Raw genomic sequence first — 19,440 nt, forward strand, 5'->3', positions numbered from 1 at the left:
CCATACATTAGGCCGAAAACAGTCCCATACTCCCCTGGGACTGTTTTCTCATGCTTTCGTTCATTCAACGTGGTATGTTTCGAATAATAAGAAATTTATGGGGGTGCAACTGATGAATATCGGCTCCATACTGAAATACTACCGGATGAAAAACAACATGACACAGGCAGAACTCTGCAAAGGTGTCTGCTCCATTTCCCATTTAAGTAAGATCGAGTCGAATAAATACATTCCAAACGGCGAAACGATCAATGAATTGTTCAAGCGGATGGGAGTTGTTTGGGAACGGGAAGTGCTTACATATGAAAAATGGAAAGAAAAATTGGAAACCTTCATCATGCACTCGGTCTACTATGATTTAAAATCGATGGATGAGGTATACAAAGAGCTATCTACGCAAATAGACTACCTGCAATCGACGGACTTAGTGAACCGGTACGAGCTCTACAAATTACGTTACTATTTATTCAAACAGGACATGCCTAGCGCCACACAACAAGTTTTCATCTTGAAACGAATGGAGAAATCCTTCACGGATTATGAAAAAGGCGTAGCCAAAGTCATTCACCTGATGTACGAAATTTTTTCGCAAAACTTTACAGAGGCGGAAAATCTCCTTGAACAGATAGAAGAAGACCGCGAACGGATTCCATTCATGTTCGAAGGGGAGTTGTTTTATCAAAAAGCATATTTGCTTCATAACCGAGCACAATACGGCAGATCGACCTACTTTGCAGAAATGGCTGTCGACTACTTCCGGAAGGACTGCAATTACATCCGTTTGCTGCACGCCCAACTACTGCTCGCCATCAATTATACAAACCGAGACTTCACCCTGCAGGCGGACGACTTGTTCAAAATAATCCTCCGCAATGCGAAGATGATGGAGATGGATCAGCTGTATCAAGGGGCGCTCTATAATTATTCGGTATTACAGAACCGCAGGGGCTTCCATGAGTCTGCATACGAAATGCTCCAGGAATTAAAAGCGCTGTTGGAACCGGGAACAGATTACTATCAAGCGGTCCTCATTCATTTATTGCAAACCGCCGTTGAGAAAAATAAAGAAATCGATCCGTTGCTGGAAGAACTGAAAGTGCTATCGGAGAGGAAGAATGACCCGTATTTAAAGATACAGTTGAATTACTTTAGACACACGAAACTTTCCCAACAAGAGCTATTTGACTATTGTGAACAAGTAGTATTTCCTTTTATGAAGAAACATGGTTATATAGGGGAAGCAAGAAGTATCGCTTGGAGATTGGCAACCTATTACCGATCCACTGGCGACTATGGAAAAGCCGCGACGTACAGTTTATATCACTATGAAAAAGGGGAGAAGGAATGATGAAACGAAAATTATCTATCGTCTTGTTGACGGCATTGCTTGCGGCATTTGCAGGCACAGGAAGCGCATTGGCATTGGAACCGGATGACAGTGTACACACAAACACAAAAGGAAAAGACAATCTAACACCACCATCGATTTTACCTCCACAAGTATAAGAAAAAGGTGTCCCACAGCCGATCGAGGCCGCGGGACACCTTTTCAAATCACACGCGCCATGCCGCGATTAACCAAAAAAAAAAGCACTTCAACAATCACTTATGATTGTTGAATGTGCTGACAAGACCAAATGTTGTACCAAGGATGATAAAAGCGAACAGCGTGTACATGATGTATAGGAACCACATGAAGACTTCACTCCTTTTTATCGTTAATCCTACATTCCATTGTATCATCACTTCGGAAAGGTGGCAACGGGAGACACAGGGTTGTTGGAATTGTGGTATGGGGCGATTATTGAAGGCGCTAGGATAGTTATAAAGTCATGATTTGGTGATAAGTTTTGATATTCAATAGATAACTTTGAGGATTCAATAGATAACTTTCCGTATTCAATAGATAAGACTCATAATTCGATAGATAACTTCTCCAACTCAATAGATAACTTTAAAGCAACTCTATTGTGTGAAAAAACTCTTATGGAAAAGGTAGCCATGACATGCTACAATCAGTCGAGGAGGTGGTTTATATTGATAATTAAGAAAAAAGGAAATTCATTTAAGTGCATAGCGCTGGAGAGACTCTTGCGAAGGTTGCCAGAACAACATCCTAGGTTTCTGAGTATGGAAAATGCACTACGATCAACACGGGCTGGTGAAAATGGAGAGCGAATATTAGGAGAGGTTTTTCAAAAATATTTGTTTCCATTTGAGCATTACATATTTCAAGATCTTCATTTGAAGTCCACTGGTTACTTTCAAATTGATACGCTTTTTCTATGCAAACAAGGAGCAATCATATTGGAAATGAAAAATATAGCAGGACGAATTAATTTTCCGGCAAACCAGAATCAACTGACTCGGACTCTGGATAATGGACAAGTCGACTCATTTGAATGTCCCTCGATTCAGCTTGAGCGCAACCAACTATTATTGAGCGATTGGTTTCACGCACGAAATATATCGATCCCTATTCATAAAGCAGTAGTTTTTCCTAGACCGCAGCAGCATTTCGAAAATCTGCGTCATAATCTAACAGTGCTTTTCCCCCTTGAAATTCCAATCTATCTACGAAACATCGGAGAACAATCCCCAACTCTCGATGACGATGCGCTGACTAGCATTGCTACAGCTTTAGTAGAGAGCCATCGTGATTATAACCCTTTTCCTTTCTCAGCTAGCTACAACATTTCACCGTCTGAACTAATAACTGGCGTCCGTTGCACTCGTTGCGGATCATTTGGCATGCGATCCATTCATAAAGGATGGGGTTGTGAATTGTGTGGTCATGCCAATCAGCATGCGCACTTAGATTCGCTACTGGACTACTTCATGCTTGTTGATAATCGAATAACGAACAAAGACTGCAGATATTTCTTACGACTGGATAGTCATCAAAAAGCAAACCGTATATTAAAGCAGTTGGAAATACCTCCTCACGGAGAAAAAAGAGGCACCTTTTATGTCGCGAGCTTAAAAGACATTGAATCATTATCGAACAGAACAGAGTTGATAGGTAAAAGGTCTTGATATGGTGATAAGTTCTAAGATTCAATAGATAACTTTCCGTATTCAATAGATAACCTCTCATATTCAATAGATAACTTCCGATATTCAATAGATAACTCACTGGATCCGATAGATAATTCTTTAATAGAAGAACGGCAACTTATTACCTATACAAAACATGCCAAACCGCCCGTTTTATTATACTTTTGAAACCCTTCCCCGCCATTCCCCGTATCCTAATAAAGCAATAGGGGGTGTTCCGATGCGGAAGATAGTTGTGTTCATAATTATGCTATTCATCCTTTTACCAACCCATGTCCATGCGAAGTCCTTCACGATTGACCGGGTGCAGATCAAGGGGTGGGTGCAGCCGGATGGCGATATGCTCGTGAATGAGGTGTTCACGTATACATTGGATGGATCGTTTTCGCGATTGACGCGGTCGTTTCCGGAGAAGCATCTCGGCCAGATTCATAACTTTGAGGCGTATCAAATCGCGAGCAAAGACCCTATTGTAGGGGAAATCGATGAATCCGCCTTGACAAAAGCTGCGGTGTCCCGCAAAGGTAGCACGTACGCGACTGAAGTTCAGGCGGAGAATGACAAGTTGACCGTCCTGTATGTTTACAAGATGCAGAACGCGGTGACCTCATATGATACATATAGTGATTTGGCTGTCACCTTTTTCGAAGGAGGCAGCAATCATGACATAGACTTGAATAATGTAGAGATCACCTACGCGATGCCAGGCGATGCCGGCAAGGACCAAATCCATGGATTTCTGCACGACCGAGAAGGGCAGGTACGTAAGGTTTATCGCAACGGCATCGCATTTCATACACCAAAATCAGCTGCATACACAGTGACGGGGACCCGTGTGCTGTTCCCTTCGACAATTATGACCGGGCAGCAAAAAATCGCAGAGCCTGTTTCATTCGAGGAAGCAATCCGGAAGGAACAGCAGCTTATTGATAAAATGGAGTCAAGGTGGGCGAATATTCCCGCCGCGAAAAATGTAGCGGATGGCCTGAGTATCTTCTTCATCGCACTCATCATTTTGCTTTTCCTAATCAGACAGCGGGTGTTCACCCTGGTGGGCAGCACGGATCTTGTTATGCAGACCGATCCGTCCTATTTGGCTTTTGTCGATCAAAACGGGAAGTTCAACCGGAAAAGCTTTCTGTCAGGGCTGTTTTCGCTCGTTGAGAAGGAAATCATTAAAGTGGAACTGACGGAATCGGCGGCACGCTTTCAAGGGAAGGAAGGAGCACCTGACAAGACGCTTGTCTTCCACCTGCTTCATTCGAATGAACAACTGAAGAAATCGAAGCATACATTATTGCCCCATGAACAGTATTTGGTGACGTGGCTATTCAAAGGAAGGGTCGGTCATCGGAAATTCCATTTGCATGACATAGCCGGTCCTTCTGTGCATGGGGATAAAGAGAATCGGACCTACTTGCGCAAACAAAAGCAATTCCATGAAAACCACAAAGTCTGGCATGAAGATGTACTCCGTCTCATGGAAGATGCAGGGGCGCTTTCTACGAAAATACCGAGTGTGATGAAGGTAGCTATTTTCCTTCTGCTAACGATAACGACGATGTTCGGATTTTATGCGGATGGTGCTAGCGGCTGGGGCATTGCCTTCCCTGCGATTGTTGCCGGCATCGTGTATTATTTTTACAGTACAAACCCCGGGAAGAAATGGCCTGCTATATTATTCTTTATCGGAATGTTTTCTGCCGGAGCACAAATCGTTGCTTCAGAAGTAACAGAAGCTGTCCTCTCTGCAGTAATTTGCGGTGCATTTTTCTTCTTCTTAATTCCGAAAGCGATTCCAAGCTCGTTTACCGCACTTTACACAAAGATGAGCATCACTAAATTCAGGCGGCAGATGAAGCGGGGCATACCCGATTATCTCCGTCCCGATGAAGCCGATCGGTGGATTGCTCGTGCTTATTTATTGAATAAATCAAAGAAAAGGCTTCCAAGGCTAAGACGTGGACTTCCAGAAACCTCAGCGTTAGCGCCCTTATTCGCATTGCAAGTGGATCCGCTTCATTTCACCTATTCCACTTGGGGTCCGATGTCCGTCAGCAAAAACGGCTCTTCTTGGGGAGGCGGATCCTCTGATTCTGGCGGCTACAGCGGCGGAGGAGGAGATGGAGGCGGCGGTGGCGCAGGTGCAGAGTAATCAAAAAATGCCGGCTTATAAAAATGCCGGCATTTTTCATGTCATTGTTTTTCTTTCAATAGATCACGGATTTCTTTTAATAATTCCTCTTTCGCGTCGAGTGCAGGCTCTGCATCCTTTGCCGGTTCCTCTTTCTTTTTGAACTTCATCAGTAAACGTACAAATAGGAAGATTGAGAAGGCGATGATGATGAAATCAATGATGGACTGCAAGAATAGGCCATATTTAAGGGGAGTCGCCCCGATTGCCACCTCAAGCTTGGATACGTCGACCTTCCCTGTGATCGCAACGAGGATCGGCATAATGATGTTATCGACAAGCGACGATACAATCTTGCCGAAGGCTGCTCCGATGACGACGGCGATTGCAAGGTCCAGGACGTTTCCTTTGAACGCAAATTCCTTAAATTCTTTCCACATATTACGTACTCCTTTTAAAAGAAATATAGTTGTTTTCCTCCGTTTGTTCGCATATAATGAGAACAAACGTTCTTAACGGGAGATGAAAGCTATGAGACAGGCTTTACTCAAAATATGCCAACGTCATGAATTGGCTGAAATGATCTATATACGGGCGGATGGCACACTGACGAAGAGACGGGTGCGCATCCTCGCAGTCGGCATCGATACGTTCACAGCCTATTGCCATCTGCGTCACGAAAAGCGCACGTTCAAAATAGAACGGGTCTTGTCCGTCCAACGTGTCGTGAACCGCGAACGGCAGGTGATTTGAATCACCGCATGAATTCCTCTTCCGGAAAATGACGATAGCGGCCAAGATCCACTTTCCCATCTGTCTTGAACTCCACGCCTTCCGCTTCCAACAGCTCCCGCTGCAAGCCGCCTTTTTCTTCCCGATCGGAAGGGGTCGAGATGCCGCCTTGCGCGTTGATGATCCGCTGCCATGGCAAATCGTACTTGGAGCTCATCGAATGGAGAATCCTGACGACCTGTCTTGCGCCTCGCGGACTGCCTGCTGCGCTTGCCACTTGTCCATAGGTCATGACTCGGCCGGCGGGAATATCTTGGATGATCTGCACAACCCGTTCTGTAAATGGAAGCATTGTCTTTCCTCCTCTAAATGAAACTATCCAAGTCATTCAATCGTACACAACATAGGTGGAAATTAAAATGGGAGAGTGGTCACGTTGAACAACTTGTTTATGAAACAGAGTTTCATCGGATATATCATTAAGATTGCCGGAGTTGTCGTGATGGGGTGGGGCCTCATCCAAGGCATCATCTCGTTGTTTATGATGGTGCAAGTGGGCGGCCATTTCATGAATGAGTGGGGTGAAATGCAGCATGCGGGCGGGCTTACAGGCACTGCGTTGTTTGCGTTTCTCGGAATTGTCGCTACGCATTTTCTTTGTGGGTTGCTGATTATCGGTTTCGGGGAAGTCATTGATACCTTGCAGAAGATTTATTTCCACATGGATCCTGAAGCGAAGCGGCAATGGGAGGAAGAACAGAAGGAAAAGGAAGAAGCAGTGGACCCGATAGGAGATGTGCCATTTTGGGTGGAGCAGGAAGTGAAGGGCTATTACGTGAAAATGCAATCGAATGTCCAATCCATTGAAAAGACGAGCGATCCGTACGTGTTCAAGGTTTCAGTGGATGGGCGCGTTGACTATATGGAAGTGGGGAACTTCGAACCGAGGATTTTATCCGACGAGGAAACGGCTAAGTTTAGCTAATGAAACGCAGCCTTATCCATCTTCGACGAGGCTGCGTTCCTTCCGTTTTTGAAATAGGGCGAACAGCAACGATGTAAGTGTAAGCCAAAGCGCGCTTGCGAATATGCCGCCGAGGATGTCGCTCGGATAATGGACACCAAGGTAGATACGGCTTGCGGCAATCATGGTGAACATGAAAATGCCGAAGACTGCTAAGGCGGTCCTGCCTGCATTCGAACGGATATGGCGCCATAACAAATAGACGAGCAACACGTATAAGCTAAAAGCCATCATTGCATGACCGCTCGGGAAGCTGTAGCCGCCCACATCGGCGAGCCGATGGAATTCAGGACGCGGCCGTTTGAAGATGACTTTCAAACCTTGGAATAAAATAATCGTCCCAATCATTGTGAAGAAAAAGTAATAGGCGCGGTTTCTTATGCCGAACTTCCATAATAGAAGGACTGTCATTGTGATGGTAATGAGCATGACAACTTTCGTGGAGCCGATAAATGTAAACGCTAGCATAATGGGCGTCAGCCACTTGGCTTCCATTCCTTGGATGGCATCAATGGCATATCTGTCAAAGCCTTCGATCATATCGACGAGAATCATTGTAACGATAAATGCGAAGGCGCCGCCGAATAACATACATAATACGATGGCCACAAAAGGGCGAATGGGTGATACCTTCAACTAGATCATCCTTTCTTCTGCGACATATTGTACAGGAAAAGGCGGATCGCTGCATCTAGTGAAGTGGGAAAGGGAAGTGGAAGTGTATGGATATTGCAATATTGCTTATCGTTGCCTATCTTATCGGAAATATGCTGATGGCCACTGTAGTAGGGAACTTATTCTTTCACCAAGATATTCGCTCAGCAGGCAGCGGAAATCCAGGAGCACGCAATGCGGGAAGGGTGCTTGGCAAGACTGCTTTTGTCTTGACGTTCATTGGGGATGCACTAAAAGGCGCCATCATCGTATTGATTGCCAAATGGATGGGGATGGACGAGTGGCTGCAACTGGTGTGCGTTCTAGCCGTCATGGCAGGTCATATTTATCCTGTACTCCATAAGTTCCGCGGCGGGCAAGGGGTATCAGCTTTTATTGGGGGGATGCTTGCATTCAATCCACTCGTAGTCACTTGTTTTGTTGTCGTATTCCTACTCTTCTATCCAATCCTGAGAAACTTCAGCATTGCCGGATTAAGCGCAATGGCACTGTCACCGCTTTTCCTGTTCGGATTAACGAAGGAATGGCCGCAAACGGTTATCGCCATCCTTGTCGTACTCCTGCTTTTATTCGCACATAGGAAAGATTTGCCTGGCTACAAAGGGGTATAGAAGGCAATAAGGCGAACCGTAGACCGCCTATACACAACGGGAAAGAAACTTCACTTAGAGAAAGGAGAGACATCTAATGAAAGAGATCCGATCCATGGAAGAATGGGAACACGTACGCAAGCAATCTCAAAATGAACCCGTCTTCCTAATGAAACACAGCTCTACGTGCCCGATAAGCGCATCGGGGTATCGGGCATTTGACCAGTTCGAAACGGAAATCCCGAAATACTATCTAATTGTCCAAAGAAGCCGTCGACTTTCAAATGACATCGAAAGCGAATTAAGTATTCAGCATGAAAGCCCGCAGCTTTTCTTAGTAAAGGACGGCGAGGCAGTATGGCATGCGAGCCATTATGAAATCAGCCAATCCAATATCGGCGCGGCTGTCGAAGCGAACGGGTGAAATCGCAGACATCTCTAAATGGGATGTCTGTTTTTTTTGTTGAATCTTGTGAATCTCTTCACAATAAATGACACTTGTCATATGTAAAGTTATGACGTTCATCTATTCTGCAAAATGGGTATGCAGGTTAGTATGAACATAAGGAAAAATATCGAGGAGGCGTTTTACAATGAGCAAGGAAAAAACGAAGCAGTTGCACAAGAACGTTGCACCTTATGCCAAATCGGACTTAAAAAAGAGTATCATCCAATTGATTAATACGGTTCCGCCTATATTTATTCTATGGTTTTTGGCGTATCAGAGCTTATCGGTATCAATTTGGTTGACGATCGGAATTGCAATCCTCACAGCGGGCTTTGTCGTAAGGACATTCATCATTTTCCACGACTGCACGCATGGTTCATTTTTCAAGAATAAAAAAGCGAATGACATTGTCGGTACGATAACAGGAATCCTCACGCTGTTTCCATACGAGAAATGGAAACGCGAGCATGCGATTCACCACGCGACAAGCTCCAACTTGGATAAGCGGGGCGTCGGTGACATCTGGGTCATGACGGTTGAAGAATATGTCGAAGCGTCGAATTGGGTTAAGTTCAAGTATCGATGCTACCGGAATCCCCTGGTCATGTTCGGATTTGGACCGTTATATTTGGTACTCATTACAGGCAGGGTAAACCGAAAAGATGCACGTTCTAAAGAACGTAACAACACATACTTGACGAATGTCGTTCTCGTCGCGCTTTATGCCTTCATGGTATGGCTCGTCGGTTGGCAGGCATTCCTCATCGTGCAAGGATCGATCATGTTTGTGGCGGCAGCGCTCGGCATCTGGTTGTTCTACATCCAGCACACATTCGAGGATTCTTATTTCGAAGAAGAATCCGAATGGGATTATGTGAAGGCGGCAGTGGAAGGCAGTTCATATTACAAATTGCCGAAAGTCCTCCAATGGGCGACAGGCAACATAGGCTTCCACCACGTCCATCATTTAGCGCCGCGCGTTCCGAACTACAACTTGGAAAAAGCGCACGAATCCACGCCGCCGCTTCAAATGGCGACGACAATCAATATCAAAACGAGCTTGGAATCGCTCCGATACAAACTCTATGATCCGAAAAACAAACGGTTCATCACATTCAAAGAAGTGAAAAGTGCAGTCAAACGAGCAACGCCAAGCATTGATTTGAATGATTTGAAACGGAAACGAACTAGCTTTGACAGTAAATAACAAGATGCAGCCGCCTTCCTATGAGGCGGCTGTATGTTTTTGGTACAATGGAAGAAACAGGACGGTGAATTGGATGCAAAAATGGTACAGTATCTTCCCGAAAAATCGGTGGCTCAGTATTTATGCATGGGTCGTCTTTTGCCTCTTGCCGTTCTTCTTCATCTTCCGGACATGGTCGGCGGTCGGAATTTCAGTCGGCATCGGACTTTTAGCGCTTTTCTTCATCTCTTACTTCTTTTCATTCAAGTCAAAGAGCGGCCTCGTCTATATGTGGGTCAGCTTCGAAATCGTCATCAATATCGTCATGACGCTTTTGTTCGGTTACGTGTACCTGTCCATTTTCACAGCATTCTTCATCGGGAATATCAGATCAACGGTCGGATTCTTCATCATGTATGGTCTCCATATCTTTTTTACGGTCGGAGCAATCGTCACAGGATTTTTCCTGGAGATCAACCTCTTTTTGCCGCAAGTCCATTTCATCCTTATAACGGTGATCGGCGTCATCCTGCTTCCGTTTAATCTGTACAACCGAAGCAAGCGCGAAAAGCTGGAGGATCAGCTGGAGAATGCGAATGACCGGATTTCAGAATTGATGTTGCTGGAAGAACGGGAGCGGATCGCAAGGGATCTGCATGACACGCTCGGGCAGAAATTATCGATGATCGGGTTAAAAAGCGACTTGGCCCGGAGGCTGATTTCGAAAAATCCGGAAGCGGCGGAGCAAGAACTTAACGATATCCGCCAAACGGTAAGCACAGCGCTGAAGGAAGTGCGTGAACTTGTGGCGGATATGCGTGCGACAAGGCTCGTGGATGAAGTGATGCGCGCCCGCCAAATACTGGCTGCCGCAGAAATCGAATTGAGGATTGAGGGAGACCCGGCCGTGACCCATATTCCGTCAAACTTTGAAAATGTACTCGGCATGTGCCTGAAAGAGGCGATCACGAATGTTGTAAAGCATAGTGAAGCGACGGTTTGCAATGTCATTTTCAAGCAGAAGGAAGAGGAAATGTCGATTATCGTCCATGATAACGGCAAAGGGATGAAAGCGGCAAAATCAGTCAGCACGGGATTGAAGGGCATGAGGGAGCGTCTGGAATTTGTGAACGGCTCGCTCGAAATCGAAGAGGGGAACGGAACAACATTGACGATCCAGATTCCGGTCGTCATTACACATCAAGTGGAGGAGGGGTAAGTCATGATACGAATCGTCATTGCGGAAGACCAAGGAATGATGTTAGGCGCATTAGGCTCCCTTTTGAACATGGAAGATGATATGCAAGTCGTCGGAATGGCGCGGAACGGCGAGGAAGCGGTTCGCCTCGTGAAGGAGCAGGAACCCGACATCTGCATCATGGATATCGAGATGCCGGTCATGACCGGTTTGGATGCTGCGGAGGAACTCAGCGGGATGGATTGCAAAATCATCATCTTGACGACGTTTGCGCGGGCGGGCTATTTCGAGCGCGCGCGAAAGGCCAAGGTCCGCGGTTATTTATTGAAAGACAGTCCGATCGAGGAGCTTGTCAGTTCCATCCATGCAATTCAGGAAGGACGCCGGATCTACGCACCTGAGCTCGTCGATATCGCGTACGAAGACGACTCGGAAAACCCGCTGACTGACCGCGAAAGCCAAGTGCTTGGCCTCGTCGCAGAGGGAAAGACGACGAAAGAAATCGCGAGTGAGCTGTTTTTAACACCAGGAACGGTGAGGAACTACATATCGGTCATTCTCGAAAAGCTGGAGGTCGGCAATCGAATTGAAGCGATTTCTCGTTTTAAGGAAAAAGGATGGTTCAAATAGGATGTGTTAACAGGCGAAGGAGCTATTTCCTTCGCCTTTTTTTTAATCGCGTCTCAAGCAAGCCGCCTCCGCGCCCAAAGTAGGCCGTTTCGCGCCCAAAGCAAGGCGTTCCGCGCCCAAAGTAGGCCGTTTCGCGCCCAAAGCGAGGCGTTCCGCACCCAAAGCAAGCCGCCCCGCGCACAAAGAATCTCCAAATTCAGAATGTCCCCTCTTCCTCCAATATGCTATGCTTTTCATAAGAATACAAAAGGGGGATCCGTATGTCACAACACACATTATCCAATGCACAGGATCGTGATCGACTCGACAAACTCGCTTCTTATCGGGACGAATTTTACATACCGGCGAACGCAATCTACATGGATGGCAACTCACTTGGTTTATTATCCAAACGGGCAGAGCGCACGCTGCACGACTTGCTCAATTCATGGAAAACGCTCGGCATTGACGGGTGGACGGAAGGGACACATCCGTGGTTTTATTTATCCGAACAGGTAGGGGAGAAAATGGCGCCGCTCGTCGGGGGAATGAAGAGCGAAGTCATTGCGACGGGCTCCACGACAACAAACCTGCATCAGCTCGTCTCTACGTTTTACAAGCCTGATGGCAATAAAACAAAAATCCTCGCCGATGAATTGAACTTTCCTTCTGATATCTACGCACTGAAAAGCCAGCTCCGACTAAAAGGGTACGATCCGGACACGCATCTTATCCGTATCAAAAGTCGGGACGGCCGCTATTTAAAAGAAGATGACATTATCGAAGCGATGACCGACGACGTGGCGCTCATTGTGTTGCCGGCGGTTCTCTACAGAAGCGGCCAAGTTCTCGATATGGAGAAATTGACGAAGGCTGCGAATGAACGGAATATCCCGATCGGCTTCGACCTTTGCCATTCAATCGGAGCAGTCGAGCATTCGCTTCACGACTGGGGAACGGATTTCGCATTCTGGTGCACGTATAAGCATCTGAACGGCGGACCAGGTTCAGTCGGTGGCCTGTTCATCCATGAACAGCATTTCGGCATGGAACCGGGACTCGCTGGCTGGTTCGGCTCGAAAAAGGAAGCGCAATTCGATATGGAACATACAATGGATCCGGCGCTAGACGCTGGCGCTTATCAAATCGGTACTCCCCATGTGCTAAGCTTGGCGCCAGTCATCGGCTCGCTCGAGATGTTCGAGGAAGTCGGCATGTCGGCAATCCGTGCGAAATCGTTCGAGCTGACGGGCTATATGCTTGAATTGATTGAACAGGAACTACAGGGTTTTGGCTTCACAATCGGCAATCCGGTCGACAAAACACGCGGCGGCCACCTTCTGCTTGAACATGTAGAAGCGGCGCGCATATGCAAGGCGTTGAAGGAAGATGGCGTCATACCGGATTTCCGTGCACCGAACGGCATACGGCTCGCGCCTGTCGCCCTTTACAATACGTTTGAAGACGTCTGGCGCACAATACAGAAGCTGAAATTGATCATGGATGAAAAGCGTTATGAAAAGTTTGAGAATAAAAGAGGTGTTGTCGCATGACGGGGGAGTGGATTGATATTTCGCAGCGTCTGCATAATGGAATCGCCGAATGGCCGGGAGATACGCCGTTTTCCTACAAAATCGAGTTCCCAAAAGCGGAAACAGGTTCCGTCAATATCGGAAAGATAACGACGAGCACGCATATGGGGACGCATATTGACGCGCCTTTCCATTATGACGACAACGGAATGAAAGTGCATGAGCTGCCGATCGATGTCTATATCGGAAAGGCACGTGTCATCGATGTCTCGGGGCTGGAAAGCATTGGACGATCCGATTTGGAAGGAATCGATTTCGGCAATGTTGAACGGATTTTATTGAAGACCTCAAGCCGTCCAGATCCCGATGTGTTCCCGGAAACGTATTCGGTTTTGCGGGCGGATATCGGCCCTTTATTGAAGGAACGAGGTGTAAGGCTGATCGGGGTCGATACCCCATCCGTCGACTCTGAGCATAGCAAGACATTGGATGCCCACCATTCGCTTTATGACAACCGCGTGCTTATTTTGGAGAACATCGTTTTGACTGAAGTAGAACCTGGCGACTATGAATTGATCGCCTTGCCGCTGCCGATCGAGGGCGGAGACGGCAGTCCTGTACGCGCAGTAATGAGGAGGTGGCCGTCATGAGTGAAAAAGAAAATGGCATTCATACCGATTTCCGGGACAATATGACGTACGGGGAATATTTGCGCCTCGATAAAGTGCTCTCTAGCCAGGAACGGTTATCCGGCCATCACGATGAAATGCTGTTCATCATCATCCACCAAGTGAGTGAGCTATGGATGAAACTCATTTTGCATGAACTGAACACGGCAATCGAATCGATTGAAAAAGACGAACTGCCGGAAGCCTTCAAAATGCTGGCGCGCGTCTCCCGGGTGCAGACACAGATCATCCAGGCGTGGGATGTCCTGTCGACATTAACACCAGCGGAATACATGGAGTTCCGGGAAAGCCTCGGTCGAGCATCGGGCTTCCAATCCTACCAAAATCGGCAGATCGAGTTTGCGCTCGGCTACAAACAGCCGCACATATTGAAAATCTACGAGAAAGACCCCGAGCTCGCAAGTGACTTGCAGACAGCTTTCGGGGTACCGGGTATTTATGACGTCGCCATCCGCGCACTTGCACGTGCTGGCTTCCCGATCAATCCCGATTTGCTGAATCGCGATTTTTCGGTCACATACACAGGCGATCCGACCGTGGCATCCGCATGGCTGGAAGTATACCGCGACGTCGAACGTTATTGGGAATTGTACCAGCTTGCCGAAAAGCTCGTCGACATCGAAGACAGTCACCAGCAATGGCGCTTCCGCCACATGAAAACAGTAGAACGGATTATCGGCTTCAAAACAGGCACCGGCGGCTCTTCAGGCGTCGACTATCTGAAATCTGTCCTGGATCATAGATTCTTCCCTGAACTGTGGGATGTACGGACGAAGCTATGAATAGAGTGAGAGAGGCTATCCGATGGGTAGTCTCTTTTTTTAATTAATCCTACGTTTGTGAAAGGCATTCAGCGCGAGCGAGAAACATCCAAACACGCATAACCGCCGCGAAACACGCATAAACTCCAGCAGAAACCCATAAAATCCCACAATCACGCATAAATCATAAAATGTACGCATAACCGTCCCGAAAGCCGCATAAATCATAAAACTTACGCATAAATCCCCGCGTCCACACATAAAAGCCCCGCCGGCTCACACCGGCGAAGCTTCACTATCCTCAAAATGAATCTCTTTCATCTCTCCTCTGACCATCTGCAGCAGAGAATGCCTGATAACGGCATCCCCGACGGTGACCAACCCGATATTGTTCTCCGTCTCGACAATCGTCCCGCCTTGCATCTCCAAATAACGGAGAGCCTCCTGCCATTTGGCATCCTTCGGACAGTCAATCGCTTTCCCGCCATTCCGAATCGAAAAACCAACATCGCAATACCTGTAGATTGTCTTCTTCACCCGCCGCCTCGCATTTCCCCAGATCGCCATCTTCATAAGCTTTCCCCAAACACCCGAGAAGCTCATATTATGGGAAGGACTGCTCGTGAATTGCAAAATATCAAGCACTTCCCGCTTCGAAGTCAAGCGCGACCGGACCGAGGAAGCATAATGGACATCCCCCGACAGGATGATGCATCGGGACAGGCTCCAATGGAACAGCTGGCCGATAAAATCGGTGAACCCTCTGCCGTTATACTTCCATGCCTCGAAATCAAGCACTTCATGAATCGGAAACCCAAGCGTCCTGAGCGGATACACATACGAATGGAGAACTGATTCGATGAGGCCCAATCCATATAACGGCGTCGGTGAAACAATGATCAGCGGGTCTCCCCGTGTCCATCGGGATTTTAATAGCGTCCGGGCCGTCACCTTCCAACCGGACGTGCCGATCAACCTCGGAGTTTGGACGCTCTCTTTATACATCCGTCCAACTTTCACCGGTTTCGGCTCATCTTCAAATTGACGCATTGTCCTCGTATCTAAAAAACAGCGCAGCAGGTGTAGTGGGCGCTACGAATTGCCAGCCATTGAATGACCAGAGACGATCCGCCCAAACCTTATAAGAAGTTGAGTCAGCAATGAACCCGTCGAAATGACTACACATCGACTGTAGGAACCCCTCCCCGAACCGTTGTGGCTCATTGCCCCAACCTTGGAACGCCCAATATGCACAAAGCCCGTTCGCAATCACATGTTTTCCTAGAGGCGAAGCGAGCACCGCACTGCGCCAATCTGCAGATAAATTCCAGTCATCCGTCACATCATGATCATCGAATATCATGTACGTAGGCACGTTTGCAAATAGCCTACGAATCCGATGGAGAGAACCGATTGCCTGTAAAAGCTGCCCGGTCTGTTCTTCAAAACGGACCCTGCATTTCTCGATCTCACCATGATCGTCAGGATAATATAAATACAGGCCATCTTCCCTCACTAACTCATCGAAAGTAGGGAGGTACACACCTGCCCACATCGAGGGACTCCAAGATAGTAAATACATCGCTGCGTACTCCCCGAATGTGAGCAGATGATTCGAAGCGTTGCCTGAAGTAAACCGGCAAAATCGCTCCGTAATAAACTGCCGGCCATTTACTTGCGTCAAAGCACTAGAAAAAGGCTCCTCCCGCAAGCGCCAATCGAACTGCCCAAGGTCTTCCTTACCAATATAGTGTTCGGCAACCGTTCTGATGACTGGAAATAAAGGATCCGCCACGTCATCCGCGTAAATCTGGTCTCCGGTAAGAAACAAAGCGCACGGCCGTGCCGCAAGATTACTCGTTTCCCTTTGCAAAAGCACATCCGCCGCAACGAGAGCATCATCTCCCTTCCCGTGAAATTTCCGACAAGATGCATATAGAAAAGTTGGAGTTGCACTTGCGGGGATGAAAAACGAAGGATAAGGAAGCCCATCGTACGCGATGGAATCTTCATTATCGTGAATTAATCCGAGGCTTGCCAAATTATATCCTTTTTTTTCAACGCGAAAAAGCAGGTCATAGCCAAGGAGTGTCTCCGTTGGAAATTGCCCATGCACCTGCACTAGGTGGATGAACAAACGATGGCCTGCTCGTATAGATGTCGTCTTCGTTTCGGTGTCGAGCTGAATAAGCGTATGAAGACAGTAAATGGCAGCATTCACCTCGACAGGACAGTCCGTCGCCACCCAAATAGCAACAGATTCTGTATCGACGCGCCGTAACATCGGCCCTGCTAAAATCCCCGCACTCTCCATGCAAATCACCACCATCACTGACGTTATTACTACTAGCGTATTCAGCCCGGATGATGATGGTGTGTGCAGAAGGGCTATGATCCTATTGCGGGGAGTTGCCCATCTTCAGAAATTCTTCAGATAATCCATGAATGAATCTTCATCTTTGTTGTAGACAATAGAAGTAGTACAGAAAGGTGTGGTTTTATATGAAAAAAAATCTCGCAATCCTATTCGTCGCCGCAATGGCGTTTTTCTTCTTTATTAAAGACAAAGATGCTCGCAAAGAAGCGGACCCCCTTTACAGCGAGGCAAAGGCTGCCATCGTCATGGAAGCGGATTCCGGAAAGATTCTCTATGAGCAAAATGCCAAGGAAGCGTTGCCGATCGCAAGCATGTCAAAGCTGATGACTCAATACATCGTCCTCGAAGCGATTGCCGCTGATAGACTCGCATGGGACAGCCAATATAAGCCGTCCACAGCCGCGCTGAAACAACCGAAAGATGCGGTCATTTTAGGAATGGACAAGCATAAAACCTACAATGTCCGCGAACTTTTCGCCGCCATGACCGTCACATCCGCAAACGATGCGGCTGTCGCACTCGCCGAAATGGTGAGCGGCACGGAAGAGGAATTTGTAATACAGATGAACAAGAAAGCCAACTCATTCGGCTTGCAAAACACCAGCTTCATCAATGCAACCGGATTGGATGAAGATGAGACGAATCGCGCAACAGTTCGGGATGTTGCCGCCATCGCGAATGAACTTCTGACAACATATCCGGAAGTACTGGAATTCACTCGAATGACGGATTTCACCACGAGCGCAGGAACGAAGCTGTGGAACACGAACCTCATGCTACCGGGAATGCCGCAAGCGATGACTGGCATGGAAGGGTTGAAAACGGGGTACACCGAAGAAGCCGGGCCATGTTTTGCAAGCACAGGCATCTATGAAGGTAAGCGGATCATTACGGTCGTCATCGGCGTCGAAGCGGAGGGGAGCGATACGTCCACTCCCCGTTTCGAACTGACCCGCGATTTAATCGACCGATATGTGTTAAATAAATAAATAAAAGATCTCTGCATGCTATAATAGGGAAAATTCTTTTAATGGGGGACGATAGCATGAATGAAACAGAAAAATCCGAGTGGATTGAAAAATTGCCATTACTGCAAAAGATCATCGAAAAACAGGAAGTGCTATGGATAAACCCGTTGAACGGCAACAGCGCAATAGGAATTGCCCAATCAGGCATCACAGCAGCCGACGTCAAAGATGCAAGTGAACGGTTAAAGCGTTTTGCTCCGTATATCGCAAAAGTATTTCCTGAAACAGCAGAAACCAATGGCATTATCGAGTCACCAATCACAGCCATCCCTAACATGAAAGAAGCGCTTGCATCTACATATGAAACTGTAATTCCCGGGAAATTGCTGTTGAAGCAAGACAACGCCCTCCCGATATCGGGTTCTATTAAAGCGCGCGGCGGCATCTACGAAGTGTTGAAGCATGCCGAAACACTTGCCTTGGAGCATGGTCTCATCAAACAGGATGGGGACTACACAAAATTCGCGGAGCCAGAATTCCGTAATTTATTTGCGAAGCATAAAATTGCTGTCGGCTCGACGGGGAATCTCGGGTTAAGCATCGGAATCATGAGTGCGAAGCTCGGCTTCAATGTCACGGTCCATATGTCCGCGGATGCGAAGCAATGGAAGAAGGATCTCCTCCGTGAAAAAGGCGTGACAGTCGTCGAATATGCAGATGATTACAGCAAGGCGGTCGAGGAAGGCAGACGCCAGGCAGAAGCGGACCCACTTTGCCACTTCATCGATGATGAAAACTCACTCGACCTATTTCTCGGGTACGCTGTTGCAGGCGAACGGGTCGCTGCGCAACTAAAAGAGAGTGGGATCCTTGTCGATGAAAACAATCCACTATTCGTCTATTTGCCTTGCGGTGTTGGCGGGGGACCGGGAGGAGTCGCTTTCGGCCTGAAGCTTCAATTCGGCGACAATGTCCACTGCTTCTTTGCGGAACCGACGCATTCGCCATGCATGACAATCGGCATGATGACGGGATTGCATGACAAAGTATCCGTAGCGGACTTCGGTTTGGACAATCAGACTGCCGCGGACGGACTTGCTGTCGGCACAGCATCGGCATTTGTCGGTAAGAAGATGGAGCCGCTCCTTGAAGGCTGCTATACAATTGGCGATGATACGATGTTTGAGCTGCTGACAATGATTGCAGATACCGAGGACATCCGCCTCGAACCGTCGGCACTTGCTGGAATGACAGGTCCACTCCAAGTCATTCGCAATAAAGTGGAAAAAGCCGATGCGCCTTCAGCCATCCATCTCGTCTGGGCGACGGGGGGCGGGATGGTGCCTGAAACAGAAATGGATATCTACTATGGAATCGGCAGGAAATAATCTCTATTTCCCGGGAAATCGACACACTTCGGGAAATATTCCGTCAAGCAACGACAAGAAACTGTGGAAATG

General features: G+C 47.4%; 21 protein-coding genes. 16 read left to right on the forward strand and 5 right to left on the reverse strand.

All coding sequences use genetic code 11. The features are described from left to right. The first annotated feature begins 112 nt into the window (after positions 1-112). The 4 genes from M3193_RS11175 to M3193_RS11190 all read left to right on the forward strand — a co-directional run bounded on the left by M3193_RS11175 (position 113) and on the right by M3193_RS11190 (position 5,212). Positions 113-1,348 (forward strand): helix-turn-helix domain-containing protein, encoded by a 1,236-nt coding sequence (locus M3193_RS11175; protein ID WP_251627659.1) that lies wholly within the window; start codon positions 113-115, stop codon positions 1,346-1,348. Further along, positions 1,345-1,506 (forward strand): hypothetical protein, encoded by a 162-nt coding sequence (locus M3193_RS11180; RefSeq protein WP_251627661.1) that lies wholly within the window; start codon positions 1,345-1,347, stop codon positions 1,504-1,506. Before M3193_RS11175 ends, M3193_RS11180 begins: the two co-directional genes overlap by 4 nt. Before the next feature lie 531 nt (positions 1,507-2,037). Further along, the gene (locus M3193_RS11185) at positions 2,038-3,036 is read left to right on the forward strand and encodes a nuclease-related domain-containing protein (RefSeq protein WP_251627663.1); all 999 of its coding nucleotides are present in this window, start codon (positions 2,038-2,040) and stop codon (positions 3,034-3,036) included. A gap of 241 nt (positions 3,037-3,277) precedes the next feature. Continuing rightward, positions 3,278-5,212, forward strand: a complete 1,935-nt coding sequence (locus M3193_RS11190; protein ID WP_251627665.1) for a DUF2207 domain-containing protein — start codon at positions 3,278-3,280, stop codon at positions 5,210-5,212. Positions 5,213-5,253: 41 nt separating this feature from the next. On the opposite strand, the gene mscL is transcribed toward M3193_RS11190, so the two are convergent. Then, complete coding sequence (gene mscL, locus M3193_RS11195; protein ID WP_251627666.1) at positions 5,254-5,631, reverse strand: large-conductance mechanosensitive channel protein MscL; 378 nt, start codon at positions 5,629-5,631, stop codon at positions 5,254-5,256. A gap of 91 nt (positions 5,632-5,722) precedes the next feature. Here mscL and M3193_RS11200 point away from each other — a divergent pair, with 91 nt between their 5' ends. Next, positions 5,723-5,944 (forward strand): transcriptional regulator, encoded by a 222-nt coding sequence (locus M3193_RS11200; protein ID WP_251627668.1) that lies wholly within the window; start codon positions 5,723-5,725, stop codon positions 5,942-5,944. A gap of 1 nt (position 5,945) precedes the next feature. Here the strand turns inward: M3193_RS11200 and M3193_RS11205 are convergent, their stop codons facing one another. Continuing rightward, positions 5,946-6,275, reverse strand: coding sequence for an MGMT family protein (locus tag M3193_RS11205; protein ID WP_251627670.1), 330 nt, complete (start codon positions 6,273-6,275; stop codon positions 5,946-5,948). Between the two features lie 84 nt (positions 6,276-6,359). On the opposite strand from M3193_RS11205, the gene M3193_RS11210 reads away from it, so the two are divergent. Beyond that, on the forward strand, positions 6,360-6,908 hold the full coding sequence (locus M3193_RS11210) for a hypothetical protein (RefSeq protein WP_251627672.1): 549 nt from the start codon (positions 6,360-6,362) through the stop codon (positions 6,906-6,908). 12 nt (positions 6,909-6,920) lie between these two features. Here the strand turns inward: M3193_RS11210 and M3193_RS11215 are convergent, their stop codons facing one another. Further along, positions 6,921-7,583: a phosphatase PAP2 family protein gene (locus M3193_RS11215; RefSeq protein ID WP_251627674.1), complete on the reverse strand. Its 663-nt coding sequence runs from the start codon at positions 7,581-7,583 to the stop codon at positions 6,921-6,923. Between the two features lie 86 nt (positions 7,584-7,669). Here M3193_RS11215 and M3193_RS11220 point away from each other — a divergent pair, with 86 nt between their 5' ends. The 8 genes from M3193_RS11220 to kynA all read left to right on the forward strand — a co-directional run bounded on the left by M3193_RS11220 (position 7,670) and on the right by kynA (position 14,656). Then, a complete protein-coding gene (locus M3193_RS11220) occupies positions 7,670-8,233 on the forward strand; it encodes a glycerol-3-phosphate acyltransferase (protein ID WP_251627676.1) in 564 nt (187 codons plus the stop codon). 76 nt (positions 8,234-8,309) lie between these two features. Then, a complete protein-coding gene (gene ytxJ / locus M3193_RS11225; RefSeq protein WP_251627678.1) occupies positions 8,310-8,636 on the forward strand; it encodes a bacillithiol system redox-active protein YtxJ in 327 nt (108 codons plus the stop codon). Positions 8,637-8,805: 169 nt separating this feature from the next. Further along, positions 8,806-9,867: a fatty acid desaturase gene (locus M3193_RS11230; RefSeq protein ID WP_251627680.1), complete on the forward strand. Its 1,062-nt coding sequence runs from the start codon at positions 8,806-8,808 to the stop codon at positions 9,865-9,867. Positions 9,868-9,940: 73 nt separating this feature from the next. Continuing rightward, positions 9,941-11,065, forward strand: coding sequence for a sensor histidine kinase (locus M3193_RS11235; RefSeq protein ID WP_251627682.1), 1,125 nt, complete (start codon positions 9,941-9,943; stop codon positions 11,063-11,065). A 3-nt stretch (positions 11,066-11,068) separates the two neighbouring features. Beyond that, complete coding sequence (locus tag M3193_RS11240) at positions 11,069-11,674, forward strand: response regulator transcription factor (RefSeq protein WP_251627684.1); 606 nt, start codon at positions 11,069-11,071, stop codon at positions 11,672-11,674. Between the two features lie 260 nt (positions 11,675-11,934). After that, a complete protein-coding gene (kynU, locus tag M3193_RS11245) occupies positions 11,935-13,206 on the forward strand; it encodes a kynureninase (RefSeq protein WP_251627685.1) in 1,272 nt (423 codons plus the stop codon). Next, positions 13,203-13,835, forward strand: a complete 633-nt coding sequence (kynB, locus tag M3193_RS11250) for an arylformamidase (RefSeq protein WP_251627687.1) — start codon at positions 13,203-13,205, stop codon at positions 13,833-13,835. Before kynU ends, kynB begins: the two co-directional genes overlap by 4 nt. Next, the gene (gene kynA / locus M3193_RS11255) at positions 13,832-14,656 is read left to right on the forward strand and encodes a tryptophan 2,3-dioxygenase (protein WP_251627689.1); all 825 of its coding nucleotides are present in this window, start codon (positions 13,832-13,834) and stop codon (positions 14,654-14,656) included. The genes kynB and kynA overlap by 4 nt, the downstream gene beginning before the upstream one ends. Before the next feature lie 255 nt (positions 14,657-14,911). Here kynA and M3193_RS11260 read toward each other — a convergent pair whose 3' ends face one another. Together M3193_RS11260 and M3193_RS11265 are read right to left on the reverse strand one after the other, a co-directional pair. Further along, on the reverse strand, positions 14,912-15,685 hold the full coding sequence (locus tag M3193_RS11260) for a hypothetical protein (protein WP_251627691.1): 774 nt from the start codon (positions 15,683-15,685) through the stop codon (positions 14,912-14,914). Further along, the gene (locus M3193_RS11265) at positions 15,672-16,949 is read right to left on the reverse strand and encodes a DUF7800 domain-containing protein (protein WP_251627692.1); all 1,278 of its coding nucleotides are present in this window, start codon (positions 16,947-16,949) and stop codon (positions 15,672-15,674) included. The genes M3193_RS11260 and M3193_RS11265 overlap by 14 nt, the downstream gene beginning before the upstream one ends. Before the next feature lie 188 nt (positions 16,950-17,137). Here M3193_RS11265 and M3193_RS11270 point away from each other — a divergent pair, with 188 nt between their 5' ends. Both M3193_RS11270 and M3193_RS11275 read left to right on the forward strand, forming a co-directional pair. Next, positions 17,138-18,001 carry a D-alanyl-D-alanine carboxypeptidase family protein gene (locus M3193_RS11270; RefSeq protein ID WP_251627694.1) on the forward strand — a complete coding sequence of 288 codons (864 nt, stop codon included), beginning with the start codon at positions 17,138-17,140 and terminating at the stop codon, positions 17,999-18,001. A 56-nt stretch (positions 18,002-18,057) separates the two neighbouring features. Further along, positions 18,058-19,368, forward strand: coding sequence for a D-serine ammonia-lyase (locus tag M3193_RS11275; RefSeq protein WP_251627700.1), 1,311 nt, complete (start codon positions 18,058-18,060; stop codon positions 19,366-19,368). Positions 19,369-19,440 lie beyond the last annotated feature (72 nt).

The sequence above is a fragment of the Sporosarcina luteola genome (genome assembly GCF_023715585.1).
In the GTDB taxonomy this organism is placed as follows: domain Bacteria; phylum Bacillota; class Bacilli; order Bacillales_A; family Planococcaceae; genus Sporosarcina; species Sporosarcina luteola_D.